Here is a 17,267-nt window from a genome sequence, read left to right as displayed (position 1 = left end):
AGGAACGAGAAGAGGCCTCCCACTTCGCGTGAGAGGCCTCTTTCTGCGTCAGCCTTCCGATCGCGCGATCAGAAGTAGAGCCACATCCCGACGGTGGGGACGATCTCGAGGTCGAAGCGGGTGTCGCCGCCGAGCTGGAGATCGAGGAGCGACGTGTAGAAGGCGATCGAGAGCGGATCGGCCACGCGGGCCTCGACGCCCGGGCCCGCCCAGAGGCGCACGCCCAGCTCCTGATCGTCCGGGCCGTCGTCGTCGCGGGGGATGAACTGGAGGCCGCCGCGGAAGAAGAAGGCGGTGGGGCCGCTCTGGATCAGGTTGAACTGGCCACCCACACCCACCGAGTAGCGCGCCGCCGGATCGTCCTGGTCGTCGGCGACCGTCACCAGGCTGAAGCCCAGGGTGCCGATGAGGGCGAGGCGGTTGTCGAAGGCGTAGCGGAGGTTGAAGCCGGTGGAGGGCGTGGCGCCGTTGTCCGAGGTGGCAGCGAGGAACTGCGCGTTGATCACGTCGGCGGGCAGGATCTCCGCGCCCACGCTGAACTCGCCGGGCTGGAGGACGGAGGGGCCGCGGGCCTGGGTCTGGGCTGCAGCTGCGGTGGGGAGGGCAAGGAGAGCTGCGGCGAAAAGAAGCGACTGGATGCGCATCGTGAAGACTCCGCGGCGCTGGGGCCGCCAACTTCGTTACACACCGGAACGAGTAACTCCGCGGCTTGCTATCCCAGCATTCTCCAAAAAGTCAACGTTCCGGCCACGCCTGCGCTGTCGGCACACGGAAGCGCCCGTGCGCACGTGGAAGGGCGCCTCCTACATGGAAAACGAGCGTCTACAAGGCCCCATCGGTGGCCATTGGGCGGTTGGGTGCGCTCCCCGGCTGCGTTAGTGTCCCCCCGCACCTGACACGAAAGGCACCAGCGATGGCAGAGCGGATCAAGGCGGTACTCATCGGCGGCACGGGTTACGGAGGCGCGGAGATCCTGCGGCGCCTGCTCTTCCACCCGCACGTCGAGGTGATCCGCGTCACCGCCGCCGACAACATCGGCAAGGCGGTGGGCGAGGTGCACTTCAACCTCGCCGGCCTCACCGACCTGCGCTTCGAGCAGATGGCGCCGAAGGAAGCGGCTGCAGGGGCCGACGTGGTCTTCCTCGCCATGCCCCACAAGACCACCGCGAAGGTGGCGATGGAGCTCTTCGATCTGCCGGTGCGGATCGTCGACCTCTCCGGCGATTTCCGGCTCCGCAGCCTCGCCGAGTACAAGCAGTTCTACGGCGTCGATCATCCGGCGCCGGAGCGCCTCGGCACCTTCGCCTACGGCATGCCCGAGCTCAACCGCGCGGCGATCGCGAAGGCGCGCTACGTCGCCTCGCCCGGCTGCTTCGCCACCACCATCGCGCTGGGCCTCGCGCCGCTGGCGAAGGCGGGGCTGCTCCGCGGGCCGATCCGCACGGTGGCGGCCACCGGTTCCTCCGGCTCCGGCGCCAACCCGACCATCACCACCCACCACCCGCTCCGCGCCGCCAACCTGCGCACCTACAAGCCGCTGCAGCACCAGCACAACCCGGAGATCCTGCAGACGCTGCGGGACGCAGGCGCCGGCGACGCGCAGCTCGAGTTCATCCCGGTGTCGGCGCCGCTGCCGCGGGGCATCTTCGCCACCTCCTTCGTCGACGTGCCCGAGTCGGTGAGCGCCGAGCAGCTCCAGAAGGCGTGGCACCAGCTCTACGACGGCGAGCATTTCATCCGCGTCGTCGAAGGCGGCAGGCAGCCCGAGGTGGTGGCGGTGGCTGGCTCCAACTACGTCGAGGTGGGCTTCTCGATCTCCGAGCCCTTCGGCGGGCGTCGCTCGGTGGTCTGCTTCTCCGCCCTCGACAACCTGGTGAAGGGCGGCGCCGGCCAGGCGATCCAGGCCTTCAACGCGATGATGGGCTGGGACGAGAGCCTCACCCTGCGCGAGCCGGGGCTGTGGCCGTGAGCTTCGCCGCGGAGAAGGGCCGCTGGTACGTGGTGAAGATCGGCGGCGAGTTGATCGCGCCGGGCAAGCTGGCTGGTCTAGCCGAGGCGATCCGCGCCTTCCACGACGCGGGTGTGAAGGTGGCGATCGTGCACGGCGGCGGGCCGCAGGCCACCGAGCTCACCAGGCGGATCGGCCTCGAGCCCCGGCAGATCGCCGGTCGCCGCGTCACCGACGAGCAGGTGCTGCGGGTGATGAAGCAGGCCCTCGCCGGCGAGGTGAACGTCGATCTCGCCGCGCTGCTGCGGGCGGAGGGCGTGCGTGTCCTCGGCCTGCACGGCGTCTCCGGCGGCCTCGTCGACGGGGTGAAGCGGCCGCCCCGCGTCATCGCGGGCGGGCCGTCGGAGCCGGTGGATCTCGGCTACGTCGGCGACGTCACCGGCGTGAACGTGGAGCTGCTCGAGCACCTCGCCGCAGGGGGCTGGGTGCCTGCGATCGCCTCGATCGCCGGCGACGCGCAGGGCGGGGTCTGGAACATCAACGCCGATACGGTGGCGACGCGGATCGCCGCGGAGCTCGGGGCGGCCCGGCTCCTCCTCGTCTCGGGTGTGCCCGGCGTGCTACGGGATCCGAAGGATCCCTCCACCCGGATCGGGCGCCTCACCCCGGCGGAGACCGAAGGCCTCATCGACCAGGGCGTCATCTCCGGCGGGATGATCCCCAAGGTGCTCGAGGCAATCCGCGGGCTGGACGCGGGGATCGAGGCGGTGCACGTCTGCGGCGCAGCGCCGGGGCAGGTCCTCGCCGAAGTCCGCGCGCCGGGCAGCGCCGGTACCGTCTTCCTACAGGGCTGAAGTCTCACGCTCGGAGGGCCGCCCGCCCGGGGCTCGCGCCAGGGGCGAGGCGGCACCACCTTCGCCTCCTGTGCGTGCTCGCGCGGGAGGATTCCATGCGGAAAGCGATCGTGCTCCTCGCCGGGCTCGCGCTCGGATCGTGCGGCGACGACGACGTCGAGTGCGAGGCCGATTCCTGCACCGACGGCTTCTTCCTCACCTTGGGGGGCAGCAGCGCCGAGTCGGGGATCTGGACGGTGCGCGTGAACGTCGGCGGCGAGGAGGTGACCTGCGTCACCGAGCTCCCGCGGCAGGACGGCGAGGACGACACCGCCGCCGAGTGCAGCAACCCGGCGGTGACGCTGAGCCCGGGGCCCGGCAACAGCCTGGGGACGCTCTTCGTCTTCGGTACCGCCGAGACGATCTCCATCGTGGTCGAGCGGGACGGCGCGGAGATCGCCCGGGAGGTCTTCCGGCCGGACTACGAGGCGATCCGGGCTGCGGAGGATTGCCCGGTCGCCTGCAGGCAGGCGGAAGCCACGCTGCAGCTTCCGCCTACCTTTCCCTGATCAGATCTGGACGCCGACGAAGAAGCCGGGCCACATCCGCACGGTGGCCTCGTCGTTCGACTCCACCGTCGCCGCCTCGCCGAAGAGGCCGAAGCCGCCGCGATCCGTCTCCGCCACGGAGACGTTCACGCTGGGGCCGGCGACCAGCGCGAAGCGCTCAGCGATCTGCCAGCCGGCGCCGAGGCGCAGGGTGGAGACGAGGTGATTCTCGCCCGCCTCCGTCGACCAATCGCTGCCGTAGTGGACCTGCCGGGCGAGGAGCTCCAGGTTGAGGAAGGAGAGCGCCGGATTGCCCACCGGGACATGGCCGCCGAAGCCGAGGCCCGCGGTCCAGCGCTGATCGCCCTCGCTGGTCTCCCTGCCGCCGACGCCTGCGGTGAAGATGCCGTAGAAATGCCGCGCGCCGATCTTGAGGCCGAGGTTGCCGGCGCTGGTCTCGTCGGCCCAGAGGTCGAGGTTGAAGCGGCCATTGCGCACCACGCTGAGCACGCCGAGAGGCGCGTCGACCTCGTCCGCGTAGTTGACGACGCCGATCTGGGTGCCGTTCACGGTGCCAGATGCGACGTTGATCACGCCGATCTGCGCGCCGTCGACGTTGCCGCCGACGTTGATCACGCCGATCTGCGCCCCCTCGAGCTCCCGGGCCCAGGAGAAGCCGCCGCCGAGCTGCAGGCCGCTGAACGAGGCCCGCGACCAGTTGGCCACGCCTGCCTGGAGCCCCATCGACGCGCCGGTGAGCACGTTGGCGGGACCGAGCTGCGCACCGACGAGGCCACCGTCCACCACGTTGGCGCCGGCGGTGGCCTGGAACCCGCTCGCATCTCCGGCGACCCAGTTGACGCCGCTCGAGCCCTGCACGCCGCGCAGGCCGCCCCGGGCCACGTTCAAGCCCGAGGTGAGCTGCGCGCCGGCGACGGCGCCCTCCGCCCAGTTGGCGCCGGCGGAGGCCTGGAAGCCGCGCACGTCGCCGCCGGCGAAGTTGGCGCCGACGGCAGCCTGGCCCAGGGAGACGTCTTCGCCCGCACCGTTGTAGCCGACCGAGGCCTGCACGCCGTCGAGGGAGCCGCCGGTGTGGTTGAAGCCCACGGCGAACTGCGCGCCGCTGGTGTCGCCGCCCACGAGGTTTCCGCCGATCGCGAGCATCGCGCCGGAGGCCCGCTCGGTGTGCCAGTTGAGGCCGAAGCCGACGTCGACGCCGTCGAGGCGCGCCGTGCGGCTGCCGACGAGGTTGAAGCCGATGCCGGTGGTCACCCGATCCTCGGGAACGCCGTAGGGCAGCGTGCTGGAGCCGGGCACCAGGCCGAGGACGAAGGGGGCGCGCACGTACTCCGACTCGTCGACGGCGTCGTCGCCGCGCACGCGGTTGCGCTCGCCTTCGACCGAGCGGAGCTGCGCCCGGGCCAGCGTCGAGCGCTTGCCCTCGGCGAGGACGACGTTCGCCTCGGAGAGGCTGCCGCGATCCTCGACGGTGACCACGTAGGCACCGGGGGCGAGGCCGAGCTCCACCGGCGTGGCGGGCGCCTTGCGCAGCTCCACCACCAGCGCGCCGGCAGCGTCGCGGACGTAGATGCGGCCGTGGATCGACTCCTCGACCACGAGCCCCGCTGCGGTCGAGCGCAGGTCGGTCATCACCAGATCGCCGGTGCCCACCAGCTGCATCTCGTAGGCGGGATGCTGCGCGCCGCTGCTCGTCTTCTCGGTACGCGCCAGCGTCTCGGCGAAGGCGAACTGGTAGGCCTCGGTCAGGGTCACCTTGCCGTCGCGGGTGCTGTCCGCTGCGCCGCGCAGACCGGAGACGAGGAAGTGGGTGAAGAAGGAGGCGCCGATCCGATCCGACTCCTGCGCCGCCTCGTCGGCGGACGAGGAGGTGAGATAGGCGTGGCCCTTCACCTTGCTCGCGGCGTCGACGAGGAAGGGGGCGCGGCGCACGCCGCCCTTGCGGCGGGTGAGGGCGCCGGAGGAGCAGGAGTCGAGGATCGCCACCCGCACGTCGGCGGGGAGCGACTCGAGGGCCTGGCGCAGCTCGCCGTAGGTGAAGTGCTCCTCGCCGAGGAGCAGCCCCTCCTCATCGGAGTGACCGGAGTAGTAGACGAAGAGCTCCACCCGCGTGTCGCCAGCGCGGGCTGCTGCGAGGCGGTGCTGCATCTCGGCGAGGCCCGCCTGCATGCCGGCTCTGTCGGGATCGACGAGGAGGAGGCGATCGGCAGGGGCCACGCCGCCGAGCTCCTCGAGGACGCGGGCCACCGCAGCCGCGTCGCTCGCGGCGTAGCGGAGCTCGGTGCGCGCGGCGCCGCCGTCGTTCGCGCCTGCCACCAGGGCGAAGCGGCGGATGGTGCCGCCGCTCGCGTCGGCGAGCGCGGGCAGGAGCAGCGCGAGGGAGAGGGCGAGGAAGCGCAGCATCACGGCACCTTCTTGACGAGGAACGAGGTCTGGCGGAGCGAGGGCGGCAGGGGCAGCTCACCGCTCTCGGGGGCTGCGCTCTTCGCCAGCCACGCGGCTGCGTCGACGACCTGCTCGACGGAGAAGGGCGCTGCTGCGGAGACGAGGAAGAAGCGCTCGAAGGCCGGTGCGTCGTCGAGCTCGTAGGACGCGGGCAGCGCGACGGCGCCGTCGGGATCGAGCGCAGCGGCGGTGGTGCCGTTCGCGGGGAGGTGGCGGGTCACGTTGCCGTTGCCGTCCACCGAGACGACCACGCCGTACGCGGCGCCGCCGGCCTGGTAGCTGAGCTGGAGCAGATCCCGCGCCCGGGCCTCGCTCCCCTCGGCCACGCGCTCGGGTTCGCCGGCGCGCTGGCGGTGGACGAGGAGCTTCGGCCCGTCGCCCTTGAGGCGGATGACCTCCGGGGGCAGCTGCTCGCCGGGGACGTCCGGCGTGGTGTCCTGGAGAAAGAGCACGAGGAAGATAGCCACCGCCGGCGCCGCCAGGGTGAGGGCGAAGGGCGAGAAGCGCCGCTTCTTCGGGGCCTGGCCCTCCGCCCGGTGGCGGATCGCCGCAGCCAGCCGCGGCGCCGGGTGGGCGGCGAGGATCGCCTCGTTCGAGGCGCGGATCGCCGCGAGGCGCTGCGGCCCGTCGGGCTCTGCAGCGACACGGCGCTGGATCTCCGCCGCCTCGGAGTCCGGCAGATCGCCGGCGACGAGGCGCTCGAGCAGCCAGTCGGGGGTTCGGTTCCGCTCCATCGCTAGACCTCCTGCAGCGCGGCGACGTTCGCCTTGAGCGTGCGCAGCCGCTTGCGGACGCCGGAGACGGAGAGGCCCACCTCGCGGGCCACCTCCTCCAGCGTCATCCCGTCCACCAGGTGCATCACCGCGATCGCCTGCGTCGACTCGAGCTCCCTGCCGAAGATCCGGCCGAGGACCGAGCGGGCGAGGGAGCGCGACTCCGCATCGTCCGCGCAGGCGATCTGCTGCAGCGTCTCCTCTTCCGGATCCTCGGGCCGGCGGCCGGCGCCGCGGATCCGGTTGAGGCAGACGTTGGTCGCCATGCGCAACAGGAGCGAGGAGGGCGCGCCGTCGTCGAGGCGGGCCTCGTTGCGGAGCAGCAGGACGAAGACGTCCTGCATCGCGTCGAGGGCCTGGTCCTCGTCGCGCAGGAGCTTCCTGCACCGGCGCAGGACCAGCGGGCCGAATTGGGTGTAGAGCGCCTGCACGTCGACGGCCACGAAGCAATCTCCTCGCTTACGCCGTAGAGGAACACCGGTCGGTCTGGGAGGTGTCACCCGCTCCCCCGGAAAACGGGCGCCGTCTCCTCTAACGTTTGTTGGAGAATGATGCAAGCTACCGGAATCACAGGGGCTTCACTGGAGGAAGAGCCACCCCGGTGGGGCTGGGCGCGCGGCCGGACCGCCCCTACCTGCACTCCGGCAGGTAGACGAACTCGAACGTCGCGTCCGGCGGCGGCGCCAGCTCCGGCTCGAACTCCACCACCGCGGTCTCGGGACGCACGGTGTAGCGGAGCCGATCGCCGTCCAGCTGCGGGACGTGCTCCCCCTCGACGAAGAGCGCGAAGCCGTCGCCCGCTTCGTCGACGGCGCCGTCGGCGTCGCGATCGAAGGGGGTGGAGGGGAGGTGGAAGCGCGTGGCGAAGGGCCAGTCGGGCTGCTTCGTCACCAGCTGCCCCGCGAGCGGCTCGCCGCAGAGGGGGTGGACGCTGCCGCCCAGGGCGCGCACCAGGGTGGCGATCCGATGCGACCTGGGGACTTCGGCGCAATCCGGGCCTGCGAGCAGGGCGGTGAAGGCGAGGTTGCGCTCCTGCTGCAGGGCGGTGAAGCGCGCCACCCAGGTCTCGATCGCGCCCGTCGAAGCGTCGTCGCGATCGGCGACGAAGACGATCTGCAGCGGCACCTCCTCCCGCCGCAGCGCCAGGTTGCCGTCATCCGGCTCGGGATGGGCGGGGTCGTCCTCCACGCCGGTGAGGAAACCCACGGCGCGCTCCGCAGCGGCGAAGGCCTCGTTCGCCGCGGTCGAGCAGGCGGCCACCTGCAGCCGGGGGGCGAGCGCACCCGCCTGCAGGAGCTGGCGGTCGAGCATCCGCTCGGCGCTGCCGTCCACGGGTAGGAGCCTGCCGTCGGCACCCGAGGTGGCGCAGCCTGCGGTGGCGCTCCGGCTGGTGGTGGTGACGCCGGCCCGGAGATCGGTGGTGGCGATCGCGCCGGTGAGCGCCGCGGCATGGGCGGCGAGGCGCTCGTGGTGGAGCGCCATCCCGGCACCGTCGTCGACGAGGTAGAGGCGATCCGCCGCAGGGAGCAGCCCCTGCCGCTCGGCCCAGCGCTCCGGCGCGCGGGGGGCGCCGGCGCCCTCGAGGCGGATCGTCTGCGGGGATCCCGCGTCCTCGGCGAGGCTGAGCGCCGCCTCGGTGCGGATCGCGTGCCGCGGCGTGTGCTGCAGGCCGATCCGCAGCTGGCCCCGGGGCTCGATCCGGAAGGGAAGCACCGGCCGGCTCGTCACCCGGAAGTCGAGGCTCTCGAGGCCCACCGCCACCAGCTGGACCGGGTGATCGCAGCGGCTGCGCAGGTGGGGCAGGAATTCGCTGCTCCAGCAGCCCTCGTCGACGGTGCCGAAGGGGATCGACGCCGGCGCCTCGATGCAGCGCTCGACCACCTCGGCGGAGAGCGCGACGGTCCGGGCGGTGTCGCCGCGGAGGTGCAGGGTCGAGCGCAGGCTGCCGACGGCCCGGGGTTCGAGGACCACCGGGACCGCGATCGATTCACCGGGCTGCAACTCGATCTGCTGCTCGGTCCGGAAGGATCCGTCGCCCTCGATCGCGAGGGCGGCGCTGCAGGCGTAGGCGCTCTCGTTGCGGATCGCGAGGCGCCGGACGTGGAGCGCGGCTACGCCCGTGGTTCCGAAGGAGAGCCCGGTCGCCTCGGGGACGAGGGTGCAGGCGCCGTCCGGGGGAGCGAGGCCGCGGCCCGCGACGCGGAGCCACCTCGTCTCCGCCCCGAGGGTGAGGGGCGCGATCGCCTCATAGGCGCCGGCGCGCTGCGGCGCGAAGTGGATCTCCATCGTGCGCGAAGCCTGCGGCGGGATCTCGCCAGGTGCCGCGGGGGCGGCGGAGAAGGGTGCCGCCAGGGGCGGCGCTTCGAACGCCACCGGCATGCCGCCCCGGTTGCGGAAGGTGAGGGTGCGGCTCGCCTGCTTGCCTGCAGCGACCGGCTCGAAGGCGAGGAGGAAGTCGGCGCTGCCGGTGGGATCGGGCTCCAGCGCCGGCTCGATCGTGACGCTCCCTGCGGTGAGCGGCTCGCCACCGCTGCACGCGGCGAGGGCGAGGATCAGGGGGAGCAGGGCGCGAGGGAACTGCATCCGCGCAGATCTACCACGTGCCGCATGCCTGCCGCAGGTGGCGAACCAGCCGGCGTCGCCACCTGCGGCGCGGGCCGCGCCCGGCTCACGGCGAGCATGGGGGGTGGTAGGTGATGGCGATCGCCGCGCCCTCCGGCGGCACGTGCAGCGGCAGGAAGTCGACTGCGTTCACGTCGCGCACGTACGCCCACTGCCTGTCGCCATCCTCGTTGGTCGGGGCGACGACGACCCCGTTCACGTGGACCTCGAGCTCGTCCTCGAACGAGAGGTCGCGATTGAGGTCCGCTGGCAGGCTGGTCAGGTAGAAGCGCGAGGAGGGGCCGAAGGTGTAGGGCAAGATCCGCTCGTAGACCCGCATCCAGCCCTCCGGATCGCAGAGATATCGCCGGAAGCGTCGGCGGTGGCGGAGAGGAAGACGATCCGGAGGTGCACGTCGTCGCGCAGGAGGCCGGCGTTGCCGTCGTCCGCCTCGGCGAGATCGGAGAGTGCTCGCCAGGCAGTCGCCAACCCCTCGTTCGGCTCGGTGCTGCAGGTGGGGACGTCGAGGAGATCGGCGAGCTCGGTCACGCTCGATGTGCGGGTGGCCAGCCACCGCGGGCCACTGCCGTCGAAGGGGACGAGGCGTCCGTCCGCGCCGGAGCCAGGGCAGCCCGCGGTGGCGAGGCGGGAGGTGGTGGTCACGCCCTACCTGCCGTCGCTCCCCTGCACCTGCTCGAAGGTGGCGAGGTCCTTCGCCCAGAGCGCGAGGGCGGTGCGGTGGGGCCGCATCGCGGCGCTGTCGTCGACGACGAACAGCGTGTCGATCCCCGGCCGCTCGAATTGCTGGAAGTGGTCGGTCACCGGCGCCGTGGACGCGCCTCCGACTCCCACGAGATCGGAGGTGTGCGCCGTCCCGTTCGCCTCGGTGAGGAAGAGATCGGCGCGGGTTGCGCCGAGCTGCCAGGGGGCGAAGCCGATGGTGACGGCGACGGCCTCCCCCGGCGGCAGCTCGAAGCCGGGAAGCGGCGGATGCTGTTCGATCGCGAAGGCGCCCAACGGATCTGCACGTCGATCGCATCCTGCGCCGGGCCCGTCACCGATCGCTGCTCGAGGGAGAAGCCGTCGCCCTGCACGGCGAGGTCCACGTCGCAGGGGGCGGTGCCGCCGTTGGTGAGACGATTCGAGCGGGTGGCGAGGTAGCCCACGCCCACGTTGGACCAGCGCACGGGGCGGGTGTCGACGCGGAGCTCGCAGCTGCCGGACGGCAGCGGCAGTCCGGTGCCGACGAGGCGGAGGGAGAGGCGCTCGTCGCCGGCGGTGAGGAGGAGGATCGCCTCGTCGCTGCGCGACGCCTGCGGGGCGAAGCGGACGATCAGCGTGGTGGAGGCGCCTGGGGCGAGGGTGGTGGGGCCGGGGATCCAGGCGGTGAAGGGGGGAGCCAGGGCGCCGAGGGCCAGCTCCACCGCCTCGGCGCCGGCGTTGCGCACGAGCAGCGTCTGCTGGCGCATGCCGCCGATCGCCACCTCGCCGAAGAGGACCGCGGCGTCGGCCTCCCCTGCGGGATCGGCTGGGGCAGGCTCGAGGACGAGGGTGCGGTTCGTTTCCGGAAGGCGCGCTGGCTCCCCGCCGCAGGCCGCGAGGCAGAAGAAGAGGAGGGCGGGGGCGGACCAACGCATCACAGACACTCCACGCGGTAGGTGACCTGGAGCAGTGCGCCCTCGGGCGGCTCGTGCCCGAGGACGAACTCGATCCGATTGCCCGCCTCCCTCCAGCGCCAGCGCGTCGCACCGTCGTCGGTGACTCGCGCCACGACGGTTCCGTCGATGCGAACTTCGATGTCGTCCTGCACGTCGCCGTCCAGGTCGTGATCCTGCGGCACCTGCGTGAGATGGAAGCGGGTGGTGAATTCCCAGGCGTTCGTTCCGATCCGAAAGAGGCTTGTCGGCCAGGATGCCGGCGCGCAGAGATCGCCGGCTACGCCATTGGTGCGTTCGGCGATCTCCGCATAACGGTTCTCTTCGAGCGTGGTGCCGCACGCTTCGCCAGGGACGATCGCGTGCGCGGAGAGCATGTTCGAGTTCCGGAAGCCCTTGATGGAGAAGAACCTCTCGGCCCAGGTGAGGACGTCCTCGCCCGACGCGTCGTCGGCTGCAGAGACGAAGACGATGGAGAGATTGGCCTGGTCGCGGAGGAAGCCCGCGTTGCCGTCGTCGGCTTCCGGGTGGGCGGGATCGTCGGCCTCGTCGACGAGCACGGAGAGCGCACGCCATGCTGCAGCGAGGCCTTCGTTCGGCGCTGCGCTGCACGGTTCGATGGCCAGGAGGTCGGCGAGCGTGGTGGGATCCGCTGTCTGGGTATCGAGCCAGCGGGGCGCGCTGCCGTCGACGGGGAGGAGCCTGCCGTCTGCACCGGAGCCTGCGCAACCGGCGGTGGCGATCCGGGACGTCGTGGTCACGCCGATCCTGCCGAGCAGCCGTTGCTGTCGGGCGAAGGCAGCGTAGTCGGCCATGAAGTCCTCGACGACGGGCAGCGCCGACGCCATCGCGGGACCATCGTCGATCACGAAGAGCTGATCGACGCGGGGCAGCGGATCCTGGACGAAGGTGTCGGTCTGGAGCTGCTGCGGCGCACCGCTCCCGACGAGGTCGACGGCGTGCACGGCGCCGTTGCCTTCGGTGAGGAGGAAGCGCCCTGCATCGGCGCCGCGATCGCCCGGCATGTAGACCAGGGTGACGCTCGCGCCCCCCGCGATCGGCTCTCCCAGGTGCGGGCGCTGCCGGATGGCGAACTCGTCGCACGCGCCAACGCCATCCATGGACTCGCAGGCATAGGTCGACGATGCGACCTCCACGAAGCGGAAGGAGGCGGGGTGGCTGCAGCGGTTGGTGAGGCGGATGTCGCGCTCTTCGACGGCGCAGCCTGGCGCAACCGCGCCGAAGTCGAGCACCCCGGTGGAGAGCACCAGGCAGCTCGCGACCGCCTCGCCCTCCAGCGGCACGCTCCAGCTCTCCTCGCCGTGGCGGACCTCGAGCAGGCCCGTGGTCGTGCCGGTGGCGGCGGGCGTCCAGCGGACGGGAAGGGGGATCGCCTCGTGCGGCGGCACCGTGACCGCGCCGCTCTCGACCGAGAAGCCGTCGCCCTCGACGGCGAGGGAGACCTCGCAGGGAGCGGCGCCGGTGTTGGAGAGGTAGGGCTCGCGGACCGCCTCGTAGCCCACGCCCACGCCGAACCAGCGCAGGGTGCGGGTGGCGACGTGGAGGACGCAGCTCCCCGGCGGTGCGGGTGTTCCGCTGCCGGCGAGGCGGATCGAAATTCGCTCGCCGCCTGCTGCGAGGGTCAGAATCGACTCGTCGCCGCGGGCCTCCTCCGGCGTGAAACGGAGCTCCAGCTCGAGGGCATCCCCCGGCGCGAGCTGCGCGGAACCGTACGCCGCGAGCGAGAAGGGCGGCTCCACGCTGCCGAGCTCGACCTCGGTGGCTGCGCCGCCGACGTTGCGCACGAGCACCGTCTCCGCCCGGGACTGGCCCACCTGCACCGGCCCGAAGAAGACGGCGGCGTCGGCCTCGCCAGCCGGATCGGCGAGGGCGGGCTCGATGGCGAGCGCTGCTGGGGCGTTCTGTTCCGCCGGCGCGGGCTGCCGCGGCTCGCAGCCGCAGGCCGTGGCGAGGAACGGGAGGAGGGTGCCGAGGAGGATCTGCCGGCCGCCCATCAGAAGCACCTCGGCCGGTACGTGATCGAGATGCTGGAACCCTCGGGCGGAGCGTGCTGCGGTTCGAAATCGACGGCGGTCACGTCCCGCGTGAAGGTCCAGCGCCGGCTCCCGTCGTCGGCGAGCGGCGGGACGAGGACGTCGTTCACCCGCACTTCGAGGCCTGCGTCGTCTTCGGACGACATGGGAGCCCCGGTGAGGAAGAAGCGGGTCTTGTAGGGGAACCCGGTGCCACCCACGCGCTGGTAGGCCGAACCCCAGGTCTCCGGCGCACAGAGGTCGGCGACCACACCGTTGGCCTGCGCGGCGAGATCCCAATGGCGGCTCCCTGCGAACGAGGTGCCACACGCCTCGCCGGGGATCGTCGCCCAGATCGCGAGCATGTTCGGGTTGCGGCTGCCCTTGATCGACGCGAAGCGGTCGAACCAGTCGGCGACCTCCTCGCCCGACGCGTCGGCCCGTGGCGAGACGAAGACGATCTCCACGTTCGCGTCCTCGCGCAGGAAAGAGGCATTCCCGTCGTTCAGCTCCGGGTGGACGGGATCGTCCACGACAGTGGCGAGCTCCGAGAGGGCCCGCCAGGCCATGGCGAACCCTTCGTTCGGCGCGGTGCTGCAGGCTTCGATGTCGAAGAGGTCCGCCAGTTCGGCAGCGGTCGCCTCGCGTGTCGCGAGCCAGCGCGGTGCCGTGCCGTCGACGGGAACGAAGCGGCCGTCCGCGCCGGAGCCGGCACAGCCGGCGGTGGCGATGCGCGACGTGGTCGTAACGGCCCAGCGCTCGTCGACGAATTGGGTCTGCTTGAAGGCGGCGAGCTCCTCCGCCCACTGGCGCACGGTGGGCAGGCGTGCGTCCATTCCGGGCCCATCGTCGAGGACGAAGAGCCTGTCGACCTCCGGCGCTTCGGGCTGCGAGAAGTGATCCGTCACGAGGGGCGGCAGGTCGCCGTTGCCGCGGAGCTCGACCGAATGCTCGGCGCCGTTGCCCTCGGCGAGGTGGAAGGTGCCGGTCTCCGTTCCCAGCTCCTGCGGGTAGAAGGCGAGCGCGAAGCTGGCGGAGTGCCCGAGCCCCAGGATCGTCCCGGGGATCATGGGCCGCATGCGAATGCTGAAGACGGCCGCGCCGTCCGGAGCCGCAGGTCCGGCGATGCGGACGTCGGTGAGCTCGATGTCGTGCGTGCAGAGGTTGGTTGCGGTGACGGAGCGCTCGGTCGTTGCGCAGCCATGGACCGCGTTGCCGAAATCGATCGTCGCGGTGGAGAGCGCCAGGCAGCTCGCTACCGCCTCGCCCTCGAGCGGCACGCTCCAGCTCTCCTCGCCGAGTCGGACCTCGAGCAGACCCGTGGTGGTGCCGGTGGCGCCGGGCGTCCAGCGGACGGGAACGGCGATCGCCTCGTGGGGCGGCACCGTGACCGCGCCGCTCTCGACCGAGAAGCCGTCGCCCTCGACGGCGAGGGAGACCTCGCAGGGAGCGGCGCCGGTGTTGGAGAGGTAGGGCTCGCGGACCGCCTCGTAGCCCACGCCCACGCCGAACCAGCGCAGGGTGCGGGTGGCGACGTGGAGGACGCAGCTCCCCGGCGGTGCGGGTGTTCCGCTGCCGGCGAGGCGGATCGAAATTCGCTCGCCGCCTGCTGCGAGGGTCAGAATCGACTCGTCGCCGCGGGCCTCCTCCGGCGTGAAACGGAGCTCCAGCTCGAGGGCATCCCCCGGCGCGAGCTGCGCGGAACCGTACGCCGCGAGCGAGAAGGGCGGCTCCACGCTGCCGAGCTCGACCTCGGTGGCTGCGCCGCCGACGTTGCGCACGAGCACCGTCTCCGCCCGGGACTGGCCCACCTGCACCGGCCCGAAGAAGACGGCGGCGTCGGCCTCGCCAGCCGGATCGGCGAGGGCGGGCTCGATGGCGAGCGCTGCTGGGGCGTTCTGTTCCGCCGGCGCGGGCTGCCGCGGCTCGCTGCCGCAGGCCGTGGCGAGGAACGGGAGGAGGGTGCCGAGGAGGATCTGCCGAGTTGTACCCATGCCTTGCACATGTGGGCACGGGCCCCAGCGGATCACCCAGCGGCGGCGATTAGGGCAGCGCGAAGGCCTCCCCGTTGCGGTTGCCCCAGCGATCCCGCAGGGCGCCTGCAGGCACCACCACGCCATCGGCCCCGGCGGGCAGCAGCGCCCGGAATCCGGGCCCCTCGCCGGGCGCGAAGCGAAGGGCAGCGCCGTCCAGCGCGTCGAAGCGCACCTCGACTTGCACGTCGCCTGCCCGCAGGGGCCCATGGGCTTCGCCGGCGAGTACCGGAACGAAATCCGGCGGGAAGCTCGTGTCCACCGCGCGGAAGCCGCCGATCTGCCAGCCGTCGTTGCGCCGCTCCGCCGCATAGACCGGCTCGCGCACCGGATAGAGCAGGGTGGCGCGGAGCAGGCCGTTCGCGACGGCTCCCTCCACCCGCATCCGGCTCGACGGGACCACGGCGAAAGGCCGCGACCGCAGCGCGAAGGGCGCCACGACGCCGCCACCCTGCGCGCTCCCGCGGACGTGGAAACGGTAGCTCCCCACCGGCAGATCCCGCGGCGGCTCGTAGATCACCCGCCAGCGGTGTCCTCGGCTGGTGGCGGCGGGCGCCTCCCGGTAGCTCGGCTCCGCCGTGTAGAAGGTGGGCAGCTCCGGGCCGCGCAGGTTGCTCACCGGGATCCACCCGCCGATCCGCAAAGGCTCCCAGCCGCCGTCGCCCCGGCGCTCGAGCGTGACCTCCGGCGTGCCGAGGGCCGGATCGCCGCCGTGGAAGGAGAAGGCGATCTCGGTCAGCCGCTCGGCGACCGCGGCGGGCTCCTCGGCCACCGCAGGCGCAGTGGTCGAGTCGGTGGCGACGACCGGCTCGTAGCGCCAGTCGGGATCGCGCACCGGCCGCACCGCCTCCGATCGCAGGAAGGGCCCGGCCTGCAGCCGCTGCAGCGTGATCCGGCTCTGCTCCACCACGTAGTCGGCGTAGCGCCAGCCCCAGAAGGTGATGTTGGTCTCCGAGCCACCGGAGAGCCAGTCGTCGCCGAAGAGGATGTAGCCGTCGTGATCGAGGCTGTAGCCCAGCGGGATCGCGTGGGCGTAGCCCGCCTCCTTCGCCGCCTCGGCGAGCACCCGCCCCACCGCCGCGGAGGGCTCGCCGGGCAGGGTGAGCACGGCGAGATCGCCCAGGCGCAGCGCGCCCAGCCAGGTCTCGTATTTGCCGCCGCCTGGCTCTGCGCGGCCGAGGCAATCGAGCGCCGCGGGATCCTTCGGGCCGGTGCCGCAGCCCGAATCGAGGAAGTGGCAGAGCATCGCGCCGTCTCGCGGAAACGCGCCGTCGTCGTAACCGAGGCGGTCGGCGTCCAGCGGCACCCGCCTCGTCACCAGCGCGAGATCGAGCGAGGGGGTGGTCTCGATCCCCTCGTAGAGCGCGAGGATGCTCGCGGCGAGATCTTCGCCGATCCGCTCCATCGCCTGGCTGCCGCGGTGATCGGCGACGTCGCCGTTGGGGCTCACGGCGGCTGCTGCACCCTGCAGGTAGATCGCCACCACCGGCTGCTCGAAGCGGCGCTCCACCGCGTATTCGACGTGTCCCGGTGCGTCGACGCTCAAGGCGCGGCTGTCGTGATCGTAGAGTGTGCCGTGGAGCGCGTAGTGGAAGAGTACGGCGATCGGCGCGCCATTCACGGCATCGTCGAGACGCAGCACGGTCAGGGTCGTGTCGCGATCGCCCTTGCCGCCGATCCAGTCGTCCTGGCAGCGCCGATCCCGGGAGGCGGACTCGTCCACGCCCTTCGCCCAGCCGAAGCGAGCGGGCCGCATCGACTCGTATGCAGCGCCGATCGCCTCCACCACTGCGCCGGCGAGGCGGTCGGTGCTCTCGGCGGAGAAGGTGTCGATGCCGTGGGCGAGCGCCTCCCGCTGCGCCGGCGGCTCCGCTGCGAGCATGGTCGGGCGGATGCTCTGCTGGGAGAAGCGACCGGCGGAGGCGTGGGTGTGGGTGGCGTGGAGGAGGAGCTTCCCGCCGAGATCGAGCCCGAGGCGTGCGGCGGCGAGGGCCTCGACACGACTGGTGAGGGCGGCGGTGACGAAGATCACGTCGAGCTGGGCGAGGACCACCTGCCTGCCGCCGCTCTCGAGGAAGACGGCCTTGGCCCGCGGCGGCGACTGCTGGGCGCGGGTGGCGGGGAAGATGTCGGCGAAGGGGCTGCCGGGATCGTCGGGGGGCTGCGGGGCGCCGATGACGTCGCTCTGCAGGTAGCCGGCGTGGGAGTGGCCGATGGGGATCGGCAGGAGGCTCGAGCCTGCGCCTGCACGGAGCTGGGCGGCGGGGCCGCCATCCGTCCCGCAAGCCACGACGAGGAGGAGAGAAAGCGGCGCGATGCGTCGAAACATGGGAGCAGCTTTCGCACCGGCCCGCCGCCGGGGAAGGGGTTGTGCGCCGGC

14 protein-coding genes are annotated in these 17,267 nt (G+C 72.2%); 3 read left to right on the top strand and 11 right to left on the bottom strand.

The features are described from left to right. Window positions 1–68 precede the first annotated feature (68 nt). Entirely contained in the window at window positions 69–644 is a 576-nt protein-coding gene (locus tag ACESMR_RS12395; RefSeq protein WP_373047389.1) for an outer membrane beta-barrel protein, read from the bottom strand. Window positions 645–913: 269 nt separating this feature from the next. Between ACESMR_RS12395 and argC the strand changes: the two genes are divergently transcribed. The 3 genes from argC (at window position 914) to ACESMR_RS12380 (ending at window position 3,350) form a co-directional block, all read left to right on the top strand. Continuing rightward, window positions 914–1,969 carry an N-acetyl-gamma-glutamyl-phosphate reductase gene (gene argC / locus ACESMR_RS12390; protein WP_373047388.1) on the top strand — a complete coding sequence of 352 codons (1,056 nt, stop codon included), beginning with the start codon at window positions 914–916 and terminating at the stop codon, window positions 1,967–1,969. After that, window positions 1,966–2,802 (top strand): acetylglutamate kinase, encoded by an 837-nt coding sequence (argB, locus tag ACESMR_RS12385; RefSeq protein WP_373047387.1) that lies wholly within the window; start codon window positions 1,966–1,968, stop codon window positions 2,800–2,802. The genes argC and argB overlap by 4 nt, the downstream gene beginning before the upstream one ends. A 95-nt stretch (window positions 2,803–2,897) precedes the next feature. Beyond that, window positions 2,898–3,350 carry a hypothetical protein gene (locus tag ACESMR_RS12380; protein WP_373047386.1) on the top strand — a complete coding sequence of 151 codons (453 nt, stop codon included), beginning with the start codon at window positions 2,898–2,900 and terminating at the stop codon, window positions 3,348–3,350. On the opposite strand, the gene ACESMR_RS12375 is transcribed toward ACESMR_RS12380, so the two are convergent. The 10 genes from ACESMR_RS12375 to ACESMR_RS12330 all read right to left on the bottom strand — a co-directional run bounded on the left by ACESMR_RS12375 (window position 3,351) and on the right by ACESMR_RS12330 (window position 17,216). Beyond that, window positions 3,351–5,750: a caspase family protein gene (locus tag ACESMR_RS12375; protein WP_373047385.1), complete on the bottom strand. Its 2,400-nt coding sequence runs from the start codon at window positions 5,748–5,750 to the stop codon at window positions 3,351–3,353. Beyond that, entirely contained in the window at window positions 5,750–6,526 is a 777-nt protein-coding gene (locus ACESMR_RS12370; RefSeq protein WP_373047384.1) for an ActD-like protein, read from the bottom strand. Before ACESMR_RS12370 ends, ACESMR_RS12375 begins: the two co-directional genes overlap by 1 nt. A gap of 2 nt (window positions 6,527–6,528) precedes the next feature. Beyond that, on the bottom strand, window positions 6,529–7,008 hold the full coding sequence (locus ACESMR_RS12365; protein ID WP_373047383.1) for an RNA polymerase sigma factor: 480 nt from the start codon (window positions 7,006–7,008) through the stop codon (window positions 6,529–6,531). A gap of 187 nt (window positions 7,009–7,195) precedes the next feature. Further along, window positions 7,196–9,148, bottom strand: a complete 1,953-nt coding sequence (locus ACESMR_RS12360; RefSeq protein ID WP_373047382.1) for a choice-of-anchor D domain-containing protein — start codon at window positions 9,146–9,148, stop codon at window positions 7,196–7,198. Window positions 9,149–9,233: 85 nt separating this feature from the next. Further along, entirely contained in the window at window positions 9,234–9,506 is a 273-nt protein-coding gene (locus tag ACESMR_RS12355) for a hypothetical protein (protein ID WP_373047381.1), read from the bottom strand. A 326-nt stretch (window positions 9,507–9,832) separates the two neighbouring features. Next, the gene (locus tag ACESMR_RS12350; RefSeq protein ID WP_373047380.1) at window positions 9,833–9,988 is read right to left on the bottom strand and encodes a hypothetical protein; all 156 of its coding nucleotides are present in this window, start codon (window positions 9,986–9,988) and stop codon (window positions 9,833–9,835) included. Further along, complete coding sequence (locus tag ACESMR_RS12345) at window positions 9,985–10,803, bottom strand: choice-of-anchor D domain-containing protein (protein ID WP_373047379.1); 819 nt, start codon at window positions 10,801–10,803, stop codon at window positions 9,985–9,987. The genes ACESMR_RS12350 and ACESMR_RS12345 overlap by 4 nt, the downstream gene beginning before the upstream one ends. Continuing rightward, on the bottom strand, window positions 10,803–12,836 hold the full coding sequence (locus tag ACESMR_RS12340; RefSeq protein WP_373047378.1) for a choice-of-anchor D domain-containing protein: 2,034 nt from the start codon (window positions 12,834–12,836) through the stop codon (window positions 10,803–10,805). Before ACESMR_RS12340 ends, ACESMR_RS12345 begins: the two co-directional genes overlap by 1 nt. Further along, a complete protein-coding gene (locus ACESMR_RS12335) occupies window positions 12,836–14,848 on the bottom strand; it encodes a choice-of-anchor D domain-containing protein (RefSeq protein WP_373047377.1) in 2,013 nt (670 codons plus the stop codon). Before ACESMR_RS12335 ends, ACESMR_RS12340 begins: the two co-directional genes overlap by 1 nt. Before the next feature lie 49 nt (window positions 14,849–14,897). Continuing rightward, the gene (locus tag ACESMR_RS12330; RefSeq protein ID WP_373047376.1) at window positions 14,898–17,216 is read right to left on the bottom strand and encodes a neutral/alkaline non-lysosomal ceramidase N-terminal domain-containing protein; all 2,319 of its coding nucleotides are present in this window, start codon (window positions 17,214–17,216) and stop codon (window positions 14,898–14,900) included. Window positions 17,217–17,267 lie beyond the last annotated feature (51 nt).

Source organism: Vulgatibacter sp. (assembly GCF_041687135.1).
Lineage (GTDB): Bacteria > Myxococcota > Myxococcia > Myxococcales > Vulgatibacteraceae > JAWLCN01.
The sequence above is the reverse complement of the archived record's forward strand: the minus strand, read 5'-3'. Positions and strand labels throughout refer to the sequence as shown.

What these genes read in the sequence shown, in the direction of transcription:
- argC (WP_373047388.1), top strand. Translation starts at nt 914, where the DNA reads ATGGCAGAGCGGATCAAGGCGGTACTCATCGGCGGCACGGGTTACGGA.
- ACESMR_RS12360 (WP_373047382.1), bottom strand. Translation starts at nt 9,148, where the DNA reads ATGCAGTTCCCTCGCGCCCTGCTCCCCCTGATCCTCGCCCTCGCCGCG.
- ACESMR_RS12335 (WP_373047377.1), bottom strand. Translation starts at nt 14,848, where the DNA reads ATGGGTACAACTCGGCAGATCCTCCTCGGCACCCTCCTCCCGTTCCTC.
- ACESMR_RS12345 (WP_373047379.1), bottom strand. Translation starts at nt 10,803, where the DNA reads ATGCGTTGGTCCGCCCCCGCCCTCCTCTTCTTCTGCCTCGCGGCCTGC.
- ACESMR_RS12380 (WP_373047386.1), top strand. Translation starts at nt 2,898, where the DNA reads ATGCGGAAAGCGATCGTGCTCCTCGCCGGGCTCGCGCTCGGATCGTGC.
- ACESMR_RS12330 (WP_373047376.1), bottom strand. Translation starts at nt 17,216, where the DNA reads ATGTTTCGACGCATCGCGCCGCTTTCTCTCCTCCTCGTCGTGGCTTGC.
- ACESMR_RS12355 (WP_373047381.1), bottom strand. Translation starts at nt 9,506, where the DNA reads ATGCGGGTCTACGAGCGGATCTTGCCCTACACCTTCGGCCCCTCCTCG.
- ACESMR_RS12375 (WP_373047385.1), bottom strand. Translation starts at nt 5,750, where the DNA reads ATGCTGCGCTTCCTCGCCCTCTCCCTCGCGCTGCTCCTGCCCGCGCTC.
- ACESMR_RS12370 (WP_373047384.1), bottom strand. Translation starts at nt 6,526, where the DNA reads ATGGAGCGGAACCGAACCCCCGACTGGCTGCTCGAGCGCCTCGTCGCC.
- ACESMR_RS12395 (WP_373047389.1), bottom strand. Translation starts at nt 644, where the DNA reads ATGCGCATCCAGTCGCTTCTTTTCGCCGCAGCTCTCCTTGCCCTCCCC.
- ACESMR_RS12340 (WP_373047378.1), bottom strand. Translation starts at nt 12,836, where the DNA reads ATGGGCGGCCGGCAGATCCTCCTCGGCACCCTCCTCCCGTTCCTCGCC.